General features: G+C 35.9%; 18 protein-coding genes. 15 read left to right on the plus strand and 3 right to left on the minus strand.

Annotated features, from left to right (window positions below):
• The first annotated feature begins 56 nt into the window (after positions 1-56).
• The 14 genes from ACM55M_RS03400 (at position 57) to ACM55M_RS03465 (ending at position 13,696) form a co-directional block, all read left to right on the plus strand.
• Positions 57-605, plus strand: a complete 549-nt coding sequence (locus tag ACM55M_RS03400; RefSeq protein WP_035668744.1) for an NADH-quinone oxidoreductase subunit B — start codon at positions 57-59, stop codon at positions 603-605.
• Between the two features lie 3 nt (positions 606-608).
• Entirely contained in the window at positions 609-1,130 is a 522-nt protein-coding gene (locus tag ACM55M_RS03405) for an NADH-quinone oxidoreductase subunit C (RefSeq protein ID WP_039110431.1), read from the plus strand.
• Positions 1,131-1,165: 35 nt separating this feature from the next.
• Entirely contained in the window at positions 1,166-2,404 is a 1,239-nt protein-coding gene (locus ACM55M_RS03410) for an NADH-quinone oxidoreductase subunit D (protein WP_416856090.1), read from the plus strand.
• Positions 2,405-2,489: 85 nt separating this feature from the next.
• Positions 2,490-3,020 carry a complex I 24 kDa subunit family protein gene (locus ACM55M_RS03415; RefSeq protein ID WP_416856091.1) on the plus strand — a complete coding sequence of 177 codons (531 nt, stop codon included), beginning with the start codon at positions 2,490-2,492 and terminating at the stop codon, positions 3,018-3,020.
• Position 3,021: 1 nt separating this feature from the next.
• Positions 3,022-4,389 (plus strand): NADH-quinone oxidoreductase subunit NuoF, encoded by a 1,368-nt coding sequence (nuoF, locus tag ACM55M_RS03420; RefSeq protein WP_416856092.1) that lies wholly within the window; start codon positions 3,022-3,024, stop codon positions 4,387-4,389.
• 67 nt (positions 4,390-4,456) lie between these two features.
• Complete coding sequence (locus ACM55M_RS03425; RefSeq protein ID WP_416856093.1) at positions 4,457-5,506, plus strand: NADH-quinone oxidoreductase subunit G; 1,050 nt, start codon at positions 4,457-4,459, stop codon at positions 5,504-5,506.
• Positions 5,499-6,551 (plus strand): NADH-quinone oxidoreductase subunit NuoH, encoded by a 1,053-nt coding sequence (gene nuoH / locus ACM55M_RS03430; RefSeq protein WP_416844871.1) that lies wholly within the window; start codon positions 5,499-5,501, stop codon positions 6,549-6,551. Before ACM55M_RS03425 ends, nuoH begins: the two co-directional genes overlap by 8 nt.
• Before the next feature lie 112 nt (positions 6,552-6,663).
• On the plus strand, positions 6,664-7,209 hold the full coding sequence (locus ACM55M_RS03435) for a NuoI/complex I 23 kDa subunit family protein (protein ID WP_416856094.1): 546 nt from the start codon (positions 6,664-6,666) through the stop codon (positions 7,207-7,209).
• Positions 7,209-7,721, plus strand: coding sequence for an NADH-quinone oxidoreductase subunit J family protein (locus ACM55M_RS03440; protein ID WP_416856095.1), 513 nt, complete (start codon positions 7,209-7,211; stop codon positions 7,719-7,721). The genes ACM55M_RS03435 and ACM55M_RS03440 overlap by 1 nt, the downstream gene beginning before the upstream one ends.
• A gap of 1 nt (position 7,722) precedes the next feature.
• The gene (nuoK, locus tag ACM55M_RS03445; protein ID WP_035668725.1) at positions 7,723-8,043 is read left to right on the plus strand and encodes an NADH-quinone oxidoreductase subunit NuoK; all 321 of its coding nucleotides are present in this window, start codon (positions 7,723-7,725) and stop codon (positions 8,041-8,043) included.
• Between the two features lie 6 nt (positions 8,044-8,049).
• A complete protein-coding gene (gene nuoL, locus ACM55M_RS03450; protein WP_416856096.1) occupies positions 8,050-9,945 on the plus strand; it encodes an NADH-quinone oxidoreductase subunit L in 1,896 nt (631 codons plus the stop codon).
• Positions 9,946-9,954: 9 nt separating this feature from the next.
• A complete protein-coding gene (locus ACM55M_RS03455) occupies positions 9,955-11,397 on the plus strand; it encodes a complex I subunit 4 family protein (protein ID WP_416856097.1) in 1,443 nt (480 codons plus the stop codon).
• Between the two features lie 12 nt (positions 11,398-11,409).
• Entirely contained in the window at positions 11,410-12,780 is a 1,371-nt protein-coding gene (locus tag ACM55M_RS03460) for an NADH-quinone oxidoreductase subunit N (RefSeq protein ID WP_416856098.1), read from the plus strand.
• A 199-nt stretch (positions 12,781-12,979) separates the two neighbouring features.
• On the plus strand, positions 12,980-13,696 hold the full coding sequence (locus tag ACM55M_RS03465; protein ID WP_416856099.1) for a DsbA family oxidoreductase: 717 nt from the start codon (positions 12,980-12,982) through the stop codon (positions 13,694-13,696).
• Positions 13,697-13,778: 82 nt separating this feature from the next.
• Here ACM55M_RS03465 and ACM55M_RS03470 read toward each other — a convergent pair whose 3' ends face one another.
• Together ACM55M_RS03470 and ACM55M_RS03475 are read right to left on the minus strand one after the other, a co-directional pair.
• Positions 13,779-14,486 carry a hypothetical protein gene (locus ACM55M_RS03470; RefSeq protein WP_416856100.1) on the minus strand — a complete coding sequence of 236 codons (708 nt, stop codon included), beginning with the start codon at positions 14,484-14,486 and terminating at the stop codon, positions 13,779-13,781.
• A 444-nt stretch (positions 14,487-14,930) separates the two neighbouring features.
• Positions 14,931-15,527, minus strand: coding sequence for a hypothetical protein (locus ACM55M_RS03475; protein ID WP_416856101.1), 597 nt, complete (start codon positions 15,525-15,527; stop codon positions 14,931-14,933).
• A 191-nt stretch (positions 15,528-15,718) separates the two neighbouring features.
• Between ACM55M_RS03475 and ACM55M_RS03480 the strand changes: the two genes are divergently transcribed.
• Positions 15,719-16,591: an AraC family transcriptional regulator gene (locus ACM55M_RS03480; RefSeq protein WP_416856102.1), complete on the plus strand. Its 873-nt coding sequence runs from the start codon at positions 15,719-15,721 to the stop codon at positions 16,589-16,591.
• A gap of 150 nt (positions 16,592-16,741) precedes the next feature.
• On the opposite strand, the gene ACM55M_RS03485 is transcribed toward ACM55M_RS03480, so the two are convergent.
• Positions 16,742-18,463: a GH39 family glycosyl hydrolase gene (locus tag ACM55M_RS03485; RefSeq protein ID WP_416856103.1), complete on the minus strand. Its 1,722-nt coding sequence runs from the start codon at positions 18,461-18,463 to the stop codon at positions 16,742-16,744.
• Positions 18,464-18,524 lie beyond the last annotated feature (61 nt).

The following is an 18,524-nucleotide window of genomic DNA, read 5'->3' on the forward strand; positions in this document are numbered from 1 at the left end:
TTAAATGGTGTCATTGTGATTTATAATCCAAATTTTATAATTCAAAATAATAAAAAATGAGCGATTCTAAAATAAATATGGTTGAGCCACCAGAAGGTGTTGTTGGGGAGGGTTTCTTCGCTACAAAACTGAATGATGTTGTGGGAATGGCTCGTGCTAATTCATTATGGCCTTTGCCTTTTGCAACCTCTTGTTGTGGGATTGAATTTATGGCTACAATGGCTTCGCATTATGATTTAGCACGTTTTGGTTCGGAGCGAGTGAGTTTTTCTCCTCGTCAAGCGGATATGCTTATGGTGATGGGGACAATTTCAAAAAAAATGGCGCCAATCTTACGTCAGGTTTATGAGCAAATGTCAGAACCTCGTTGGGTAATCGCTGTTGGTGCTTGTGCTTGTTCGGGTGGAATTTTTGATACCTATTCTGTTTTGCAAGGGATTGATAAGGTAATTCCGGTCGATGTTTATGTTCCGGGTTGTCCGCCAAGACCAGAGCAAATTGTTGATGGTGTTATGAAATTGCAGGAACTAGTAAGAAACGAATCTGTTAGAAGAAGAAGTTCTCCAGAATACCAAGAATTATTGGCTTCTTATAATATCAAATAAATAATGGCGCTAGAAACAATACAAATCCAAGAAAAATTAGTTGAAACATTTGATTCAGCTGTTTTTGAATTCAAGCAGGAAAAAGACATATTTTCATTTGAAGTCGCTGCCGATAAAATTACGGCGGTGATTCTTTTTTTGAAAAATGACCCAACATTACGTTTTCATTTTTTAACTGACTTGTGTGGGATTCACTATCCTGATAATGATGTGGATCATCAATTTGCAGTTGTTTATCATTTGCATAATTGGTACGAAAACAAAAGAATTAAAATCAAGGCATTTATCAACGGTGAAAATCCAGAAATAAAAACGATATCTAATATTTTCTTAAGTTCAAATTGGATGGAAAGAGAAACGTTTGATTTTTATGGGATAAACTTCATTGGTCATCCACAATTGAAACGTATTTTGAATATGGATGAAATGATTTCTTTTCCAATGCGAAAAGAATTTCCAATGGAAGATAGCGGAAGAACGGATAAAGATGACCGCTTCTTTGGAAGAACGACAGACAATTATTAAAAATACTCACTATTATAATTTTTCACATTAACTAAATGTCAGAACTATTATTACCACCAGAGCATCGCTATGCTAAAAGAATTGCAGCCCAACTAAACGAAGATGGAAGCGAGCTTTCTATCCTGAATTTAGGACCTACTCACCCAGCGACACACGGTATTTTTCAAAATATCTTGTTGATGGATGGGGAACGAATTCTAGAAGCGGAACCAACCATTGGTTACATTCACAGAGCTTTTGAAAAAATAGCGGAAAACCGTCCTTTTTACCAAATCACCCCTCTTACGGATAGAATGAACTATTGTTCATCGCCTATAAATAATATGGGTTGGTGGATGACATTAGAGAAATTATTGGATATTGAAGTGCCAAAAAGAGCGCAATATTTAAGAGTAATTGTAATGGAGTTGGCAAGAATCACGGATCATATTATCTGTAATTCAATTCTTGGGGTGGACACCGGAGCATATACAGGGTTTTTATACGTGTTCCAGTTTAGAGAAAAAGTATATGAAATCTACGAAGAAATTTGTGGTGCTCGTTTGACTACTAATATGGGAAGAATTGGTGGTTTCGAAAGAGATTGGTCACCAGAAGCTTTTAGGAAATTAGATGTGTTTTTAGAGGAGTTTCCGGCAGCTTGGAAAGAATTTGAAAACTTATTCGAAAGAAATAGAATTTTTATTGACAGAACGGTAAATGTAGGGGCTATAACAGCTGAACAAGCTATGGCTTACGGATTTACAGGTCCAAATTTACGTGCTGCGGGGGTTGATTATGATGTTCGTGTAGCGCAACCGTATTCTTCTTACGAAGATTTTGATTTTATTATTCCTGTTGGAAAATCAGGAGATACGTACGATCGTTTCTGTGTTCGTAATGCCGAAGTTTGGGAAAGTTTGAGTATTATTCGTCAAGCATTGGCAAAAATGCCGGAAGGAAATGACTTTCATGCTGACGTTCCGGATTATTATCTCCCACCAAAAGAAGATGTCTACACAAACATGGAATCATTGATTTATCATTTCAAAATTGTAATGGGAGAAATTCCTGTTCCGGTTGCGGAAATTTATCATCCTGTAGAAGGCGGAAACGGGGAATTAGGTTTTTATTTAGTTACAGACGGAAGTAGAACGCCTTATAGATTGCATTTCCGCAGACCTTGTTTTATTTACTATCAAGCGTATCCAGAAATGATTAAAGGTTCATTGCTATCGGATGCAATTGTTATTTTGTCAAGTTTAAATGTTATTGCCGGAGAATTAGACGCTTAATAAAATTATAAATGATGAATTATAAATTAGGAATGAAAGTCAAAAACATTTAAAATTTATAATTCAAAATTTGAAATAATAAAAAATGGAACGTACGTATCACAAACAAGAAATAAATATGACGGAAGCATTGATGACTCGCATCAATGAATTAGTAAGTCATTATCCTGAAGACAAAAGAAAATCGGCATTATTACCTGTTTTGCATGAAGTTCAAGATGCTCACGAGAATTGGTTGAGTATTGAATTAATGAATAAAGTAGCTGAAATTCTTTTAATCAAACCAATTGAGGTTTACGAAGTAGTTTCGTTTTATACGATGTACAACCAAAGACCAATTGGAAAATACATGTTCGAATTTTGTCAAACTTCTCCTTGTTGTTTGAATGGAGTTGAAGATTTAATGGATTACACTTGTGAAAAATTAGGTGTAAAAGTGGGTGAGCCTACTCCAGATGGTTTATTCGAAGTTAGAGGTGTTGAGTGTTTGGGTGCTTGTGGTTACGCTCCAATGATGCAATTAGGCGATTTTTACAAAGAACATTTGACGGCAGCAAAAATCGATCAATTAATTGCTGATTGCAAAAACGATAAAATAATATTACACGATAAATAATATGTCACAAAAAATATTATTAGATAAAATAAGTATTCCAGGAATAAAAACTTACGAAGTATACCGTCAGAACGGGGGGTATGCTTCAGTAGAAAAAGCCTTAAAAACATTAACACCTGACGAAGTTGTCGAAGAAGTAAAAACTTCAGGATTGCGTGGTCGTGGTGGAGCAGGATTCCCAGCAGGAATGAAATGGAGTTTTATCGATAAAAAATCAGGAAAACAAAGACATTTAGTTTGTAATGCGGATGAATCAGAACCAGGAACTTTCAAAGACCGTTATTTGATGGAATTTATTCCTCATTTATTGATTGAAGGAATGATTACTTCCAGTTATGCTTTGGGTGCAAACCTTTCTTACATCTACATTCGTGGAGAATATATGTGGGTTTATAAAATATTGGAAAAAGCCATTAACGAAGCAAAAGCTGCTGGATTTTTGGGTAAAAATATATTAGGTTCGGGCTACGATTTAGAACTTTATGTTCATTGTGGTGCCGGAGCTTACATCTGTGGTGAAGAAACTGCATTGATTGAATCATTGGAAGGAAAAAGAGGAAATCCTCGTATCAAACCACCATTTCCTGCTATTTCAGGACTTTGGGCAAATCCAACGGTTGTTAACAACGTAGAAACAATTGCTGCTGTGCCTTGGATTGTTAATAATTCAGGTGCAGAATATGCCAAAATTGGTATCGGACGTTCTACAGGAACCAAATTAATTTCGGCTTCAGGGCATATTAAAAACCCAGGTGTTTACGAAATCGAAATGGGTTTAAGTGTTTACGAATTCATGAATTCGGATGAATATTTAGGCGGAATGAGTTCTGATAGACCTTTAAAAGCTTTTGTACCGGGAGGAAGTTCTGTTCCCGTTTTACCAGCCCATTTAATTTATAAAACAGCCGCTGGCGAAGATCGTTTGATGTCATACGAATCGTTAAGTGACGGTGGATTTGCAACTGGTTCTATGTTAGGATCAGGTGGATTTATTGTTTACAATGATACGTCTTGCATCGTTCGTAATACTTGGAATTTCTCTCGTTTTTATCACCATGAAAGTTGTGGACAATGTTCGCCTTGCCGTGAAGGTACAGGCTGGATGGAAAAAGTATTGCACCGAATAGAAAATGGTCACGGCCGTGAAGAAGATATCGATTTGCTTTTGAGTATTCAAAGTAAAATTGAAGGAAATACAATTTGTCCATTAGGTGATGCAGCAGCTTGGCCAGTGGCAGCAGCAATTCGTCACTTTAGAGATGAGTTTGAATACCATATTCGTTTCCCGGAAAAAATAAAAAGTAGAGATCATTTTGTTGCTGAACCTTTTGAAAAAGTAAAGCATTTAGTTTCTAAAGAAATGATTTAAGATTGAGGATTAACGATTTTTGATTTCAGAATTAAGATACTCCGTAGGAGTTAAATATTGGTAGATAATGAAAGTAACCATAGACGGTCAAAGCATAGAAGTAGAACCAGGAACAACCATCCTGCAGGCAGCACGGATGATAGGTGGAGAAGTAGTTCCGCCGGCAATGTGCTATTATTCTAAACTAAAAGGGAGCGGTGGAAAATGCCGTTGTTGTTTAGTGGAAGTTGCCAAAGGAAGTGAAGCCGATCCAAGACCAATGCCTAAATTAATGGCATCTTGTGTAACCGGTTGTATGGACGGAATGGAAGTGAACAGTAAATCTTCACCAAGAGTAACCGAAGCAAGAAAATCAGTAACCGAGTTTTTATTGATCAATCACCCACTAGATTGTCCGGTTTGTGACCAAGCTGGAGAATGTGATTTGCAAAATTTAAGCTTTGAGCACGGGAAATCAGAAACTCGTTTTATCGAAGAAAAAAGAACTTTTGAGCCAGAAAATATTGGTCCAAATATTCAATTGCACATGAACCGTTGTATTCTTTGTTACCGCTGTGTAATGGTGGCGGATCAATTGACTGATGATCGTGTACACGGAGTAATGGATAGAGGAGATCATTCTAATATATCAACTTGTATCTCAAAAGCAGTTGATAATGAATTCTCTGGGAATATGATTGATGTTTGTCCGGTAGGCGCATTGACGGATAAAACGTTTAGATTCAAATCTAGAGTTTGGTTCAGCAAGCCTTATAATGCGCACAGGGATTGTCCTACTTGTTCCGGGAAAACTACGGTTTGGATGTTTGGTGACGAAATTCAACGTGTTACAGGGAGAAAAGACGAATACCATGAAGTAGACGAATTTATTTGTAATGGATGCCGTTTTGACCACAAAGAAATAAAAGATTGGATTATCGAAGGACCGAGAGCATTTGAAAAAGATTCGGTTATCAATCAAAATAAATACAACAGAAAATTGCAAAAAGTGGAAATCGCTACCGAAGATCATATCCTTTTAGGTAGAGAAGAAGACCGCAAGAAAATAAGCATGGTCGAAATCCCATTGACTGAAGAAGACATTATTAATCAAAAAAGCTTGGGTAATAATGGATAGTACTATTATCATAGAAAAAAGTGTCATTATTGTTGCGGTTTTTGCTTTGACAATGTTGATGGCAATGTATTCCACTTGGGCGGAACGAAAAGTGGCCGCTTGGCTTCAAGATCGTGTTGGACCAAACAGAGCGGGTCCTTTTGGATTGTTTCAACCGCTTGCCGATGGTTTAAAATTATTTTCGAAAGAAGAATTTGAGCCAAACACTCCAAATAGATTTTTGTTTTTTGTAGGTCCGGCAATTGCTATGAGTACCGCTTTAATGACGAGTGCCGTAATTCCTTGGGGAGACCGGTTGCATTTGTTTGGGAGAGATATTTTATTGCAGGCTACGGATTTAAACATTGGATTGTTATACTTTTTTGGTGTTGTTTCAGTGGGTGTTTATGGAATTATGATTGGTGGTTGGGCATCTAATAATAAGTTCTCTTTGATGGGTGCCGTTCGTGCGGCTTCGCAAATGGTATCGTATGAAGTGGCCATGGGACTTTCGATGATTGCTTTGTTGATGATGACCGGAACCTTGAGTTTAAGAGAGATTTCGGCACAACAGGCAGGAATGAATTGGAATGTGTTTTACCAACCGTTATCTTTTATTATATTTTTAATTTGTGCTTTTGCAGAAACGAACAGAACTCCTTTTGACTTAGCGGAATGCGAAAGTGAATTGATTGGAGGATACCACACGGAATATTCATCGATGAAAATGGGATTTTATTTATTTGCGGAATATGCGAATATGTTTATTTCTTCTACGATTTTAGCGGTTTTATTCTTTGGAGGGTATAATTATCCCGGGATGAGTTGGGTTGTTGAAAATTGGGGAGTGAATATTGCCAATGTTTTAGGATTTGGTGCTTTGTTTATCAAGTTATGTGGATTCATATTTTTCTATATGTGGGTTCGTTGGACTATTCCAAGATTCAGATACGATCAATTGATGCATTTGGGTTGGAGAATATTAATTCCCTTGTCTATCATTAATATTATAATTACCGGAATTGTAATTTTGAGAAGTGAAATTGCAACTTATTTAGGATTTTAATTAGTACCGAAAAAGCCCTAGCCCTGATAGCAGTGGAAATCCTTTTATTTTTTCTTTAAAAAATAAAAGATTGAAACGAATAGCAGGAACAAGCTTCAAATAAAAATAAAAAATGTCAATAGAAAATATATCCTTATCGGGAAGAAAAAAGCAGGTCTCTAACAAGGAGATGACTTTTTGGGAAAGAATGTATCTTATTGCAATTGTCAAAGGTTTGATAATTACGATTCAGCATTTGTTTACCCGAAAAGTAACGATTCAATATCCGGAGCAAGTACGTGAAATGAGTCCCGTGTATCGCGGTCAGCACATGTTGAAACGCGACGAGGAAGGCCGTGAGAATTGTACCGCTTGTGGTTTGTGTGCGTTGTCCTGTCCTGCGGAAGCGATTACGATGAAAGCGGAAGAGCGCAGAGCAGATGAAAAACATTTGTACAGAGAAGAAAAATATGCGTCAATATATGAGATCAATATGTTGCGTTGTATTTTTTGTGGATTGTGTGAGGAGGCTTGTCCGAAAGACGCCATTTACCTGACGACTTCAAAAGTATTGGTTCCTTCCAGTTATGAAAGAGAAGATTTTATCTTTGGAAAAGACAAATTGGTCATGCCGCTGGAAATGGCAATGAAAAACGCTCAACTTAAAAACGCTAACTAATGTCTACGATACTTATTATTTTTTGTGTTTTATCAGCGATAACTTTGTCAACTGCATTTTTGACAATTTTTAGCAGAAACCCAATACACAGTGCTATTTATTTAGTGATTTGTTTCTTTTCGGTTGCAGGGCATTATTTGTTATTGAATGCGCAGTTTTTGGCAATTGTTCACATTATTGTTTATTCAGGAGCGATTATGATTTTATTTTTATTCACGATCATGTTGATGAATTTAAATGAGCAAAAAGAAGTGCACAGACCCAGGATTACCAGATTAGGTGCTATTGTTTCTTTTTGTTTGATATGCATCGTTTTGATCTTGATTTTTATAAACTCAAAACCGATTGTTGGGGAGTATGTTTCAACAGGCGAAGATTTTCAGTCTATAAAAGTATTAGGGAGAATATTACTAAATGAATATATGGTTCCTTTTGAATTTGCGTCTGTATTACTTTTAGTTGCGATGATTGGGACTGTTTTATTGTCTAAAAAAGAAAAACTTCAAAAATAAGATGAACAATATTTTAAATCAAATAGGTATAGAAAACTATATATTCCTTTGCGTGATACTTTTTTGTATCGGCGTTTTTGGAGTGTTATACCGACGAAATGCCATTATCGTTTTCATGTCAATTGAGATAATGCTGAATGCAGTAAACTTATTGTTCGTGGCATTTTCTACCTATCATCAAGATGCGCAAGGACAAGTTTTTGTGTTTTTTTCGATGGCTGTTGCTGCCGCAGAAGTTGCGGTAGGATTGGCAATTCTAGTTTCAATATTTAGAAATTTAGGCTCAATTACAATCGATAATTTAAAAAACTTAAAAGGATAAATGGAAATGAATACCAATATAGCTTTAGTTTTAGTTCTTGCTCCTTTTTTAGGATTTTTAATCAATGTTTTCTTTGGGAAAAGTCTGGGGAAAAGTTTGTCTGGAATAATTGGAACCGGTTCTGTCGTGGTTTCTTTTATTGCAACCGCTTATTTCTTCAGTGGAATTTCAGCACAACCGGAAGGAATTCGTATTTCACTTTTTGACTGGATCCAAATCAGTAATTTCAAGGTTGATTTCGGATTTCAATTAGACCAATTGTCCATTTTATGGTTGCTTTTCGTCACCGGGATTGGATCTTTGATTCATTTGTACTCTATCAGTTACATGCACGAGGATGAAAATATGCACAAATTCTTTGCGTATTTGAATCTGTTTATATTTTTCATGATCACTTTAGTAATAGGAAGTAACTTATTAGTAATGTTCATCGGGTGGGAAGGCGTAGGTCTTTGTTCGTATTTGCTGATAGGATTTTGGCATAAAAACCAGGATTTCAATGATGCAGCTAAGAAAGCTTTTATCATGAACCGAATTGGGGATTTAGGTCTGTTAGTTGGAGTTTTCATTCTTGGAAGCTTATTCTCGACGCTAGATTTTGCTACATTAAAAACGGCTATTTCAACAGCTACCAATTTAAATAGCTATTGGATTGGAGTTGCCGCTTTTGCTCTATTTATTGGAGCTTGTGGTAAATCAGCACAAATACCATTATATACTTGGTTGCCGGATGCGATGGCTGGACCAACACCGGTTTCGGCATTGATTCACGCGGCGACAATGGTTACTGCAGGTATTTTTATGATTACCAGATTAAACTTTTTATACAGTCTTGATTTGCCGAGTATGCATTTGGTAAATGATATTATTGCGATTGTTGGAGCAGTTACATCTTTAGTAGCGGCTACAATTGGATTGGTTCAAAATGATATTAAGAAAGTCTTGGCTTATTCTACTGTTTCTCAATTGGGATTGATGTTCCTGGCTTTGGGATTGGGAGCTTATGAAGTGGCTGTTTTCCACGTAATCACACACGCTTTCTTTAAAGCTTGTTTGTTCTTAGGATCAGGTTCTGTAATTCATGCGTTGCACGGAGAGCAAGACATGCGCAAAATGGGTGGTTTGAAAAAAGCGATGCCAATTACTTTTATCACCATGTTCATTGCTTCATTAGCGATTTCCGGTGTTCCATTGTTCTCCGGGTTTTTCTCTAAAGACGAAATTTTATTAGTGGCTTTCCATCATAACATTCCGTTATGGGTTGTCGCTTCGGTTGCGTCAATAATGACTGCTTTCTATATGTTTAGATTGATGTTTTTAACATTTTTCCAAGAATTCAGAGGAACCGAAAAACAAAAACACCATTTGCACGAAAGTCCTTCTCTGATTACTTTTCCTTTAATAATTTTAGCAATATTGGCAACAATAGGTGGTTTGATCAGTTTACCAGGAAATAGTTGGTTGAATGGGTATTTAACGCCTATTTTGCCGGAATTATTGAATGCGGAGCACCATTTAGGAACTACAGAATACATGTTGATGGCTATTGCGGTTGTGGGTGGATTGGTAGGAATTGGTTTAGCTTACGCTAAATACATTAAACAAAACGCAGTTCCTACAGAAGATGCTGAAATCACAGGGTTTTCTAAAGTACTTTACAATAAATATTATGTTGATGAATGCTATGATGCTATTTTTGTTAAACCAATTAATGTCTTGTCTCGTTTTTTCAGAGACACTATAGAAACTGCTTTATCAGCTTTGGTTTTTGGATTCGGAAAAGTTACCAACGAAATAAGTTATCAAGGAAAGAAAATACAAAATGGAAGCATTGGTCTTTATCTTTTTGTTTTCGTATTAGGGCTTTGTGCCATTGTTTCTTATTTATTTTTAGCTCAATAATCTTATACTATGAATGTATCTCTAATATTAATTATACTTTTAGTTGGTGCGTTTGCAACTTTTCTTGCAGGCGATAAACTAGCTTCAAAAGTGGCTTTGTTCTTTGGATTGGCTGCTGCAGGCTGTTCTTTTGTATTATTAAATCACTATAATTTAGGTGAAAATATCAGTTTCATCAAACAGTGGATTACAAAACCTACTATTTCTTTTGCTTTAAAAGCAGACGGACTTTCCTTGGCAATGCTTTTATTGACTACGGTTTTGACTCCAATTATTATTTTCTCTTCTTTTGGAAACGACTATAAAAATTCAAAATCATTTTATGCGTTAATCTTGTTTATGTCATTTGCAATGGCGGGCACATTCTTAGCATCAGACGGTCTTTTATATTATATATTCTGGGAGTTATCATTGATTCCTATTTACTTCATTGCATTAATATGGGGTAATGGAGACACAGAAGAACGCAAAAAAGCGGTAGTTAAATTCTTTATCTATACGCTTGCAGGCTCATTATTTATGCTTGTTGCTTTTGTTTATATGTATCAAAAAGCTGGTAGTCTTTTATTGGAAGATTTGTATAAATTGAATTTATCTGCAACCGAACAATTATGGATATTCTTGGCTTTCTTCTTGGCGTATGCGATTAAGATTCCATTGATTCCTTTCCACACTTGGCAGGCTAATGTGTACCAAAAAGCACCAACTGTTGGAACGATGCTTTTGTCAGGGATTATGCTAAAAATGGGATTGTACAGCGTTATTCGTTGGCAATTACCGTTAGCACCGCTTGCCGCTAAAGAATACATGTTCCTCTTTATTGGACTTGGAATTGCAGGTGTTATATATGGTTCAATTGTAGCCTTGAGACAAAAAGACTTGAAGAAATTATTAGCGTATTCTTCTTTGGCACACGTAGGATTAATAGCTGCTGGAACTTACACGTTGACATTAGACGGATTGCGTGGAGCAGTTTTACAAATGATTGCACACGGTTTTGTGGTTGTTGGATTGTTTTTTGTTGCGGAGATTATTTTCAGGAGATATCAGACAAGAGCAATTGGTGAAATGGGAGGCATTCGTGCGCAAACACCAAAATTCACCTCGATGTTTTTGATTTTGGTTTTGGCTTCTGTAGCATTGCCAACTACTTTTAACTTTGTTGGAGAATTTACCGTTTTATACAGTCTTTCACAAATAAATATTTGGTTTGCTATTTTAGGTGGATCAACTATAATCTTGGGAGCCTATTATATGTTGAAAATGTTTCAACAAGCTATGTTAGGCGAAACCCATTCAAAACTTTTTGCTGATGTAACGATCAATGAAGGAATAACTTTGGTAATTGTAATCGCTGTACTGTTCTTTTTTGGAATGTATCCAAAACCAATCATTGATTTGATCACACCAAGTCTTGAAGAAATTTTAACTCAAATAAACCGAATAAACTAAGTCAAATAAAAAATGAATACATTAATAACTATAATAGGATTAGGTGTTTTATGCCTTTTATTTGAAATTTTTAATTTAAGGAAAGTCATTGTTCCAATAACGATTATTGGATTATTGGCAGTTCTTGGTTTAACCATATCTGAATTTAATTCCACACAGAGTTACTATAACAATATGATTATTGTGAGTAAATTTTCAACTGTGTTTTCTTCTTTGTTTATTGTGCTTACTATTTTCTTGGTGGCTTTAGGGCATAATTTTTACGCCAATCATCAATCTAAAATTTCTGATTTCATTGCCATAAAAGTATTTTTACTGGCGGGAGCAGTGGCGATGGTTTCTTTTGGAAATTTAGCGATGTTCTTTCTGGGAATCGAAGTATTATCCATATCACTTTATATTCTTGCGGCAAGTGACCGTATGAATTTGAAAAGTAACGAAGCGGGAATGAAGTATTTCTTAATGGGCTCTTTTGCTTCGGGAATCATTCTTTTTGGTATCTGTTTAATTTACGGAGCGATGGGAAGTTTTGACGTTACTGAAATCAGTGAATTATCACAATCGGCTGAATTGCCAATTTGGTTTCCAATTGGGATTGTATTGTTAACCATTGGAATGTTATTTAAAGTTGCAGCAGTTCCTTTTCATTTTTGGGCACCGGATGTTTACGAAGGTTCTCCTGCGTTGACAACAGCATTGATGAGCACTTTGGCAAAAGTAGTTGCTATGGCGACTTTATATAAATTGCTTTACGTTATGAATGCTGATATTTCAGAGTCATTTAAAACTATTGTGGTTGTGATTTCTATGGCTTCTATGACTGTTGGTAATATTATGGCCTTAAGACAAACAAACGTGAAACGTATGTTGGCTTTTTCAGGGATTTCCCATGCTGGTTTTATGTTGATGACGTTGTTGAGTTTGTCCTCTTCAGCGGGTAGTTTGTTGTATTATGCATCAGCGTATTCTTTATCAGGAATCGCAGCTTTTAGTGTAATTTTATACGTTTGTAAAAATAGAGATAACGAAGATATTGTGAATTTTCACGGTTTAGGAAAAACAAATCCGTTGTTAGCAGCGATTCTTACTGCCGCTTTACTTTCTATGGCTGGTATTCCAATTTTTGCCGGATTCTTTGCCAAATTGGTTTTGTTCAATCAAACGATTCAAGCGGGCTATTTGGCTTTAGTAATCGTAGCAGTTGTGAATTCTATTATAAGCGTTGGGTACTACTTCAAATTGATTTTGGCGATGTATACCAAAGAACCAAATGAAGAAAGAAAAGGAACGCCGGTTATTATTTATGCAGTTGCCGTTATAGCGATTGTCTTGAATATTGCCTTAGGTTTGTTTCCATCTTTTGTTTTGGATTTATTGGGATAAAAGAAAGTTTAAAAACATACAAAAACCATCAGGAGCAATTTTGATGGTTTTTTGGGTTTTATGGATGTCCTGTTCCCTTGATTGTAATAAATATTTACTATTCGGGTATTCATAATAAAATTCCAAAACTCAAAAAGCTCAAAAACGAATTGATTAATTTTGTCCTATAGAATCAATTTTGAATTTCAATTAAATGTAGATGGAAAATAAATTAAAAATACAAATCTGGTCGGATATCATGTGTCCGTTTTGTTATATAGGAAAAAGAAGGATTGAAGAAGCGTTACAGCTTTTCGATCATAAAGAAGCTGTTGCCATTGAATGGAAAAGCTTTCAGTTAGACTCTGGTTTTATTGCTTCACCTGACGATACTATGGCGGAACATTTGGCTGAAAAATATAGAAAAGATACGGATTGGGCTCAAAACATGCTCGATAACATGACTCAAAATGCAAAGACGGCAGGATTGGATTTTCATTTTGAAAAAGCAGTTCTGGCAAATTCATTGAATGCACATCGTCTGTTGCATTTGGCTAAAAAGTACAATTTGGCAAATGATTTAGAAGAACTGTTGTTCAAAGCGTATTTGACCGAAGGCAAGAACGTCAATGATTTAAATACATTAGCCGAATTAGGGCTTGAAGTGGGACTTGAAGCGGAAGAAATTAAACAAGTGTTGTATTCTGATGCTTTTGCAAATGAAGTAAAGGAGGATATTGCAGCTGCAAATTCAATAGGTGTGCAAGGCGTTCCCTTTTTTGTTTTCGATACTAAATATGCAATTTCCGGAGCGCAACCCGTAGCCACTTTTTTACAGACATTGGAAAAAGTATGGGAAGAAGGTAAATTTGAATCGAAAGTTACTTTGTTGAATACTATAACCGAAAATAGTTGCGATATCAATGGTTGTGACTAAACCGGAGAATAGTTTCAAACAAAAGTCCCGTTGATAAGAATACCAACGGGACTTTTTTAACTAACCATTTTAAACAAACTAATTATCTTTTATCTACTCTAATATCTAAACTTCTTGTTACTTTAGTGTCTTTTTGGTTTTTTGTACCATCATTTTTATAATAGTATTGATCCTGATCATTTGAATTTTGATTGTTTCCATAATCACGATTGTTATTATAATCGTTATTTTGATTATTTCTATAATCACGATCATTATTGTCATAGTTGTTTTGGCTGTATTCATTCGCTCTACGTCCATTTACACTTCCAACAATATCAACAATTTGACCACGACGGTTGTAGATAATTTGCAATCCACCTACTTGTTCTAAGGCATAACGGTTGTAAGTCATGTATACGGAACCAACTCGTTTAATTCTATCATTTGAATCATAGTTGATAAATACATTTCCAATACGTCTTACTTTACCAGAATAATCATGTTCCACTTTTACACCGTAATTTTGGTTTCTAAAATTTGTGGGCGTACCATACGTTTTATTTACTGCACTTGTTCTTCTTGATTTGTAGTACATATCGTTACCATTTGATGGGCGTGTATTAAAATCAAATTGTCCGTCAGGAAATACAAAAAATTCGATTCCTCTTTCGGTGAACACAATTGGTTCCGCATTTCTAAAATCAACAGGTAGTCTTCTCTCAATTGAAAAATTAGTTTTTTCTGTTGCATTCGCTACACCACCTCCAATAAGGAAGATACTAGCTACTAAAAGGGTAATTTTTTTCATAATCAATATAATTTGGGTTTTGCCTACTCATGAGCTTTTCGGCTTACGCTTTTTTACTTATTTGATTAGGTATATCCAAGTAGCGTGCCAGAAATTATAATCTTGATTACGTGTTTTAGGTTAATGCTTTATTTTTTAATTTTAAATATTTGAAAATCAATATTTTAAAATTTTAGAAATGAAGTGATAATAATTTATCCAGAAGTGGTGATTCAGTGTTTTTTTATTGCAATTCCTTTGTTGGAATTTTTTTATTACCTTTTTTCAGAATAGAACAGGTAAAAATTAGTTGCGACTTCAATGGTAATGACTAAAACTAGATACTCTTTTTATTTCTAATAGTTGTCACATTACCTTAATGAGTGTTTTAGCTTCGTTAGTTTTAAAACAAAAAAAAAGGCTATCCCAAAAGACAGCCTCCTCAATTAGACATTTATTTAATCATTATTTGGCATCAACTGTTTCGACAAAAGTTTTTCCGTTAGACGTTATAACAAACGTATATCTGTCTCCTGGCATCTTACTTACGTCAAATATTTTACCCACATTCAATTCAGCAGGCAAGGTTTCATTATACAACTCGGTATCATTTGAGCTATAAATTTTAACAGAAACAGGAGTTTTGTCTAAGTTTAGTAGATTAAGTTTTACTATTCCGTTTTTGTTTACCAAAATGGGTTTGTAAACTTCAGAAATGGCATCAGCAGATAATTTGGCTACTTTACCCACAACCTCAATTTTATACTTTGAGATTTTAAGGTCGCTTTCTGCTTGTAGGTAATATACTCCGTCAGGGAAAGCCGTCAAATCATATGTTCTGTTAATATTATCGTCAGAAGTAACATTCTCTTGATAAATTAAATTGTCACTTGTGTCATAAATCGATAAGTCGATTTTCTTGGTCTCTCTTAAAGTAAAACTTACAGTTTTTCCTTCTTCTTTTTTTAAATCCAATGAGAAATCAGCGTTCCCTGCATGTGCTTCTACGGTAGTTAATGCTGCTACGGCTAGCATTAAACTAAATTTTACAATCTTTTTCATAATAGTAAATGTTTTAGATTTATAATTGATTATTTATCTGATGCTAAATTATTCTAACAGATTCATTAAGAATAGTACAGGATTTTCTAATATATGTGCTATTTTATCTTTTACGAAATCGATAAAGGTTAAAAAAAGCTATAGTATTCGCATTTTAGGTATTTTTACATTAATTCTAAAATTCATGGAACATGAGACCTATACTGCCCAACTTGGAAATCATTACACCTTCTTTTGGAAGTTCATTTTTTTTCTCTAATTATGAAGAAAATGCTAACAATAATGCGAATCACTGGCATTATCATCCTGAAATCGAATTGGTCTATATTAATGGAGGATCTGGAAAGCGACAAGTAGGAAGTCATATTTCCTATTATAATGACGGGGATTTGATATTAATCGGAAGCAATTTACCGCATTGCGGATTTACGAATGAAGAAACGGGGAATAAAAAGGAAACGGTTATACAAATGAAGCCTGACTTTCTTGGAAATGACTTTTTTGATATTTCCGAAATGAAAAATATTAGAAACTTATTTAACCAAGCCAAATCAGGGATTTCATTTTTGGGAGAAACTAAGAAAGCAATTGGTACTAAAATTGAAGCAATGGAGGAACAGTCTCAATTAGAGCGGTTATTAAGTATGTTGTCAATTTTAAATGAACTCGAACAATCCAAAGAAAGTATTGTTTTAAATGCAAAAGGCTTCTCTATGGAAATGCAGATGCAAGATAATGACCGTATCAATGTTGTTTTTAATTATGTAAAAGATAATTTTCAGGAGCATATTGCTCTCGAAGAAGTGGCTGTATTGGTAAGTATGACTGTGCCTTCTTTTTGTCGGTATTTTAAAAAAATAGCCAATAAAACATTTACGAAGTTTGTAAATGATTACCGTTTGGTTCATGCGTCTAAGTTATTAGCCGAAAAACCGATAAGTATTACTGAAATATGCTATGAGAGTGGATTCAATAATTTCAGTTATTTCAATAAATCGTTCAAAGAGTTTACAGGTAAAAGTGCTTCAGAATACCGTCAGGAACTTAGATCAGTGCTTAAGTAATGTGATTTTTAGCGGTAATAGTTGTTGGGGTAGGATCTTTAAAAATTACAATACCCCAGATAATAAGGGGCATTGTAAATAAATAATCAAACAAGACCGATAGGTGATCATGAATTGCAGTTCAAACGACGCTAATGACATCTGGATAGCTTACCAGTCTAGTTTCAAAAGCGATACAGCTTGTCTGGGCAAAACGATGTCAACCACCAGAGTGCCTCCTTTCACGTCTATTTTTTGTGGATTTCCAACGGTTTCTAATTGACCGGCTTTTTCGAGTGTTGTTATTTGCGCAGTCGTAGGATTTTGCGGTGAGCCCATTTTTTTCCAAACTTCGTATGAATTACTGTGTTGGCTGTCGATGGTGTAGTGGGTGAGTGTTACTTTTCGGGCATTAACACCGCTGATGCTTACCCGAACTGGTTCTGCAGCTCCCAATTGGTCCAGGTCGTGGTAGTTCCACAACATGATGCCGGCTGTTTTTCTATCCACGCTGGCAAGTGCACCTATTTCAGACTGCTCACCACGTACGCTGCTCTCTACAATGGCTTCTAATGGCGTCATCCGGTCGCTTTGCACAGTTACGCGTTTACCGCTCATTTTTCCGAACATACGGAACACATTCAGTACCGGCTTGTCTACCCCATTTGTAGCTAAATCACGGAAACCATAGAACCAAGGTTGGTTTTCGAATTCAAAAGACCAAGAAACAGCACCCAGAAAATTGACATCATATTTATCGGCTAACAGGTATTTTCTGGCAAACGATGCAGCAGTATAACTACTGTACATAGTGCCGTTGCGGTAGGCATTTTGCGGGTTAGTAGCCATGCCACAAGCGGCACATCCTTCGGGATCGCTTTCCCCAATGATGATGGGTAGATTCTTAACTTCCGGATAAGAAGAGGCAATCCTGAACCCGGTAGAAATATCCTTTAATTGCGGCGACATATCCATACGTACTACACCATCTATTAATTTTGGGTTTCCTTTTGCATGAAAAAGAAAAGCATCCAGTGGCGCACCTTTTTTGCCCGTTACATAATTAGTGCCGCTAATGCAATGCTGCAAAAAAGCGTTCGTCCATTTTTGGGAATTCTCACTCCTTGTACCAGCGATATTAAGGCCACCGATCTTAGCTGTTGGAAGTGCTCTTTTTACGGCATCAGCTGAATAATCGTAGAGTTTAAAGTATTCGTCCATAGTGCCTTTCCAGTAACCGTTAGGCTCGTTCCACACTTCCCAATACCAACTTTCTACCTCTTTTTTGCCATAACGTTCCACACTATGTTTTACCCATTGGTACACCAGTTCGCCCCATTTATTGTAGTCTTTTGGCGGATAAGCCCAGCCCGTCAGAATATCGCTGTAAGGATCGCCTGGTTTCCAGGAATGTTTATAGGGATCTGGATGCGTACTCAGTGTCTGCGGCATAAATCCAATCTGAGCAAGTGGTTTCATGCCGCGCTTAATATAGGTGTCAAAAATGCTGTCGATAATACGCCAGTTATATATGGGGTTGCCTTTGGCATCTTCCGTGTAAGCATTCGTGCTGCCCCATTTAAGAGCGGCAACGCCATCCCCGCTTACCAACAAACTATGCGCCCGAACATATACCGGCGTAGGCGAAAGTGCTGCCAGTTCGGTGAGTAGCTTCTTGCCATCTTTCATGTAGGTATAATTAGGTTCATCGTACCCGAACCATGCCCACATTGGATACATGTCACCGACTGGTTTGTCCAGCATTATTTTTACTTCGACGGGTTTCTCTGTAGTTTGCGAAAAAGCACTTATACAGTTAAATAGAAATGGGACTACAAAGGCAAGTACTGCCACTTTACTTTTTAGGATCATTTTGTTTTCTTTGTTAATCATTTGGTCTCAATTTGAATTACATTAATAGAATAGGTATCAAAACTTTATTATGGAGTTGGGA

Origin of the sequence: Flavobacterium galactosi (assembly GCF_048158585.1) — a bacterium.
Taxonomy (GTDB): Bacteria; Bacteroidota; Bacteroidia; order Flavobacteriales; family Flavobacteriaceae; genus Flavobacterium; species Flavobacterium galactosi.

Coding starts and splice junctions, on each gene's coding strand:
- ACM55M_RS03400 (WP_035668744.1), top strand. CDS start 57: ATGAGCGATTCTAAAATAAATATGGTTGAGCCACCAGAAGGTGTTGTT.
- ACM55M_RS03405 (WP_039110431.1), top strand. CDS start 609: ATGGCGCTAGAAACAATACAAATCCAAGAAAAATTAGTTGAAACATTT.
- ACM55M_RS03410 (WP_416856090.1), top strand. CDS start 1,166: ATGTCAGAACTATTATTACCACCAGAGCATCGCTATGCTAAAAGAATT.
- ACM55M_RS03415 (WP_416856091.1), top strand. CDS start 2,490: ATGGAACGTACGTATCACAAACAAGAAATAAATATGACGGAAGCATTG.
- nuoF (WP_416856092.1), top strand. CDS start 3,022: ATGTCACAAAAAATATTATTAGATAAAATAAGTATTCCAGGAATAAAA.
- ACM55M_RS03425 (WP_416856093.1), top strand. CDS start 4,457: ATGAAAGTAACCATAGACGGTCAAAGCATAGAAGTAGAACCAGGAACA.
- nuoH (WP_416844871.1), top strand. CDS start 5,499: ATGGATAGTACTATTATCATAGAAAAAAGTGTCATTATTGTTGCGGTT.
- ACM55M_RS03435 (WP_416856094.1), top strand. CDS start 6,664: ATGTCAATAGAAAATATATCCTTATCGGGAAGAAAAAAGCAGGTCTCT.
- ACM55M_RS03440 (WP_416856095.1), top strand. CDS start 7,209: ATGTCTACGATACTTATTATTTTTTGTGTTTTATCAGCGATAACTTTG.
- nuoK (WP_035668725.1), top strand. CDS start 7,723: ATGAACAATATTTTAAATCAAATAGGTATAGAAAACTATATATTCCTT.
- nuoL (WP_416856096.1), top strand. CDS start 8,050: ATGAATACCAATATAGCTTTAGTTTTAGTTCTTGCTCCTTTTTTAGGA.
- ACM55M_RS03455 (WP_416856097.1), top strand. CDS start 9,955: ATGAATGTATCTCTAATATTAATTATACTTTTAGTTGGTGCGTTTGCA.
- ACM55M_RS03460 (WP_416856098.1), top strand. CDS start 11,410: ATGAATACATTAATAACTATAATAGGATTAGGTGTTTTATGCCTTTTA.
- ACM55M_RS03465 (WP_416856099.1), top strand. CDS start 12,980: ATGGAAAATAAATTAAAAATACAAATCTGGTCGGATATCATGTGTCCG.
- ACM55M_RS03470 (WP_416856100.1), bottom strand. CDS start 14,486: ATGAAAAAAATTACCCTTTTAGTAGCTAGTATCTTCCTTATTGGAGGT.
- ACM55M_RS03475 (WP_416856101.1), bottom strand. CDS start 15,527: ATGAAAAAGATTGTAAAATTTAGTTTAATGCTAGCCGTAGCAGCATTA.
- ACM55M_RS03480 (WP_416856102.1), top strand. CDS start 15,719: ATGAGACCTATACTGCCCAACTTGGAAATCATTACACCTTCTTTTGGA.
- ACM55M_RS03485 (WP_416856103.1), bottom strand. CDS start 18,463: ATGATTAACAAAGAAAACAAAATGATCCTAAAAAGTAAAGTGGCAGTA.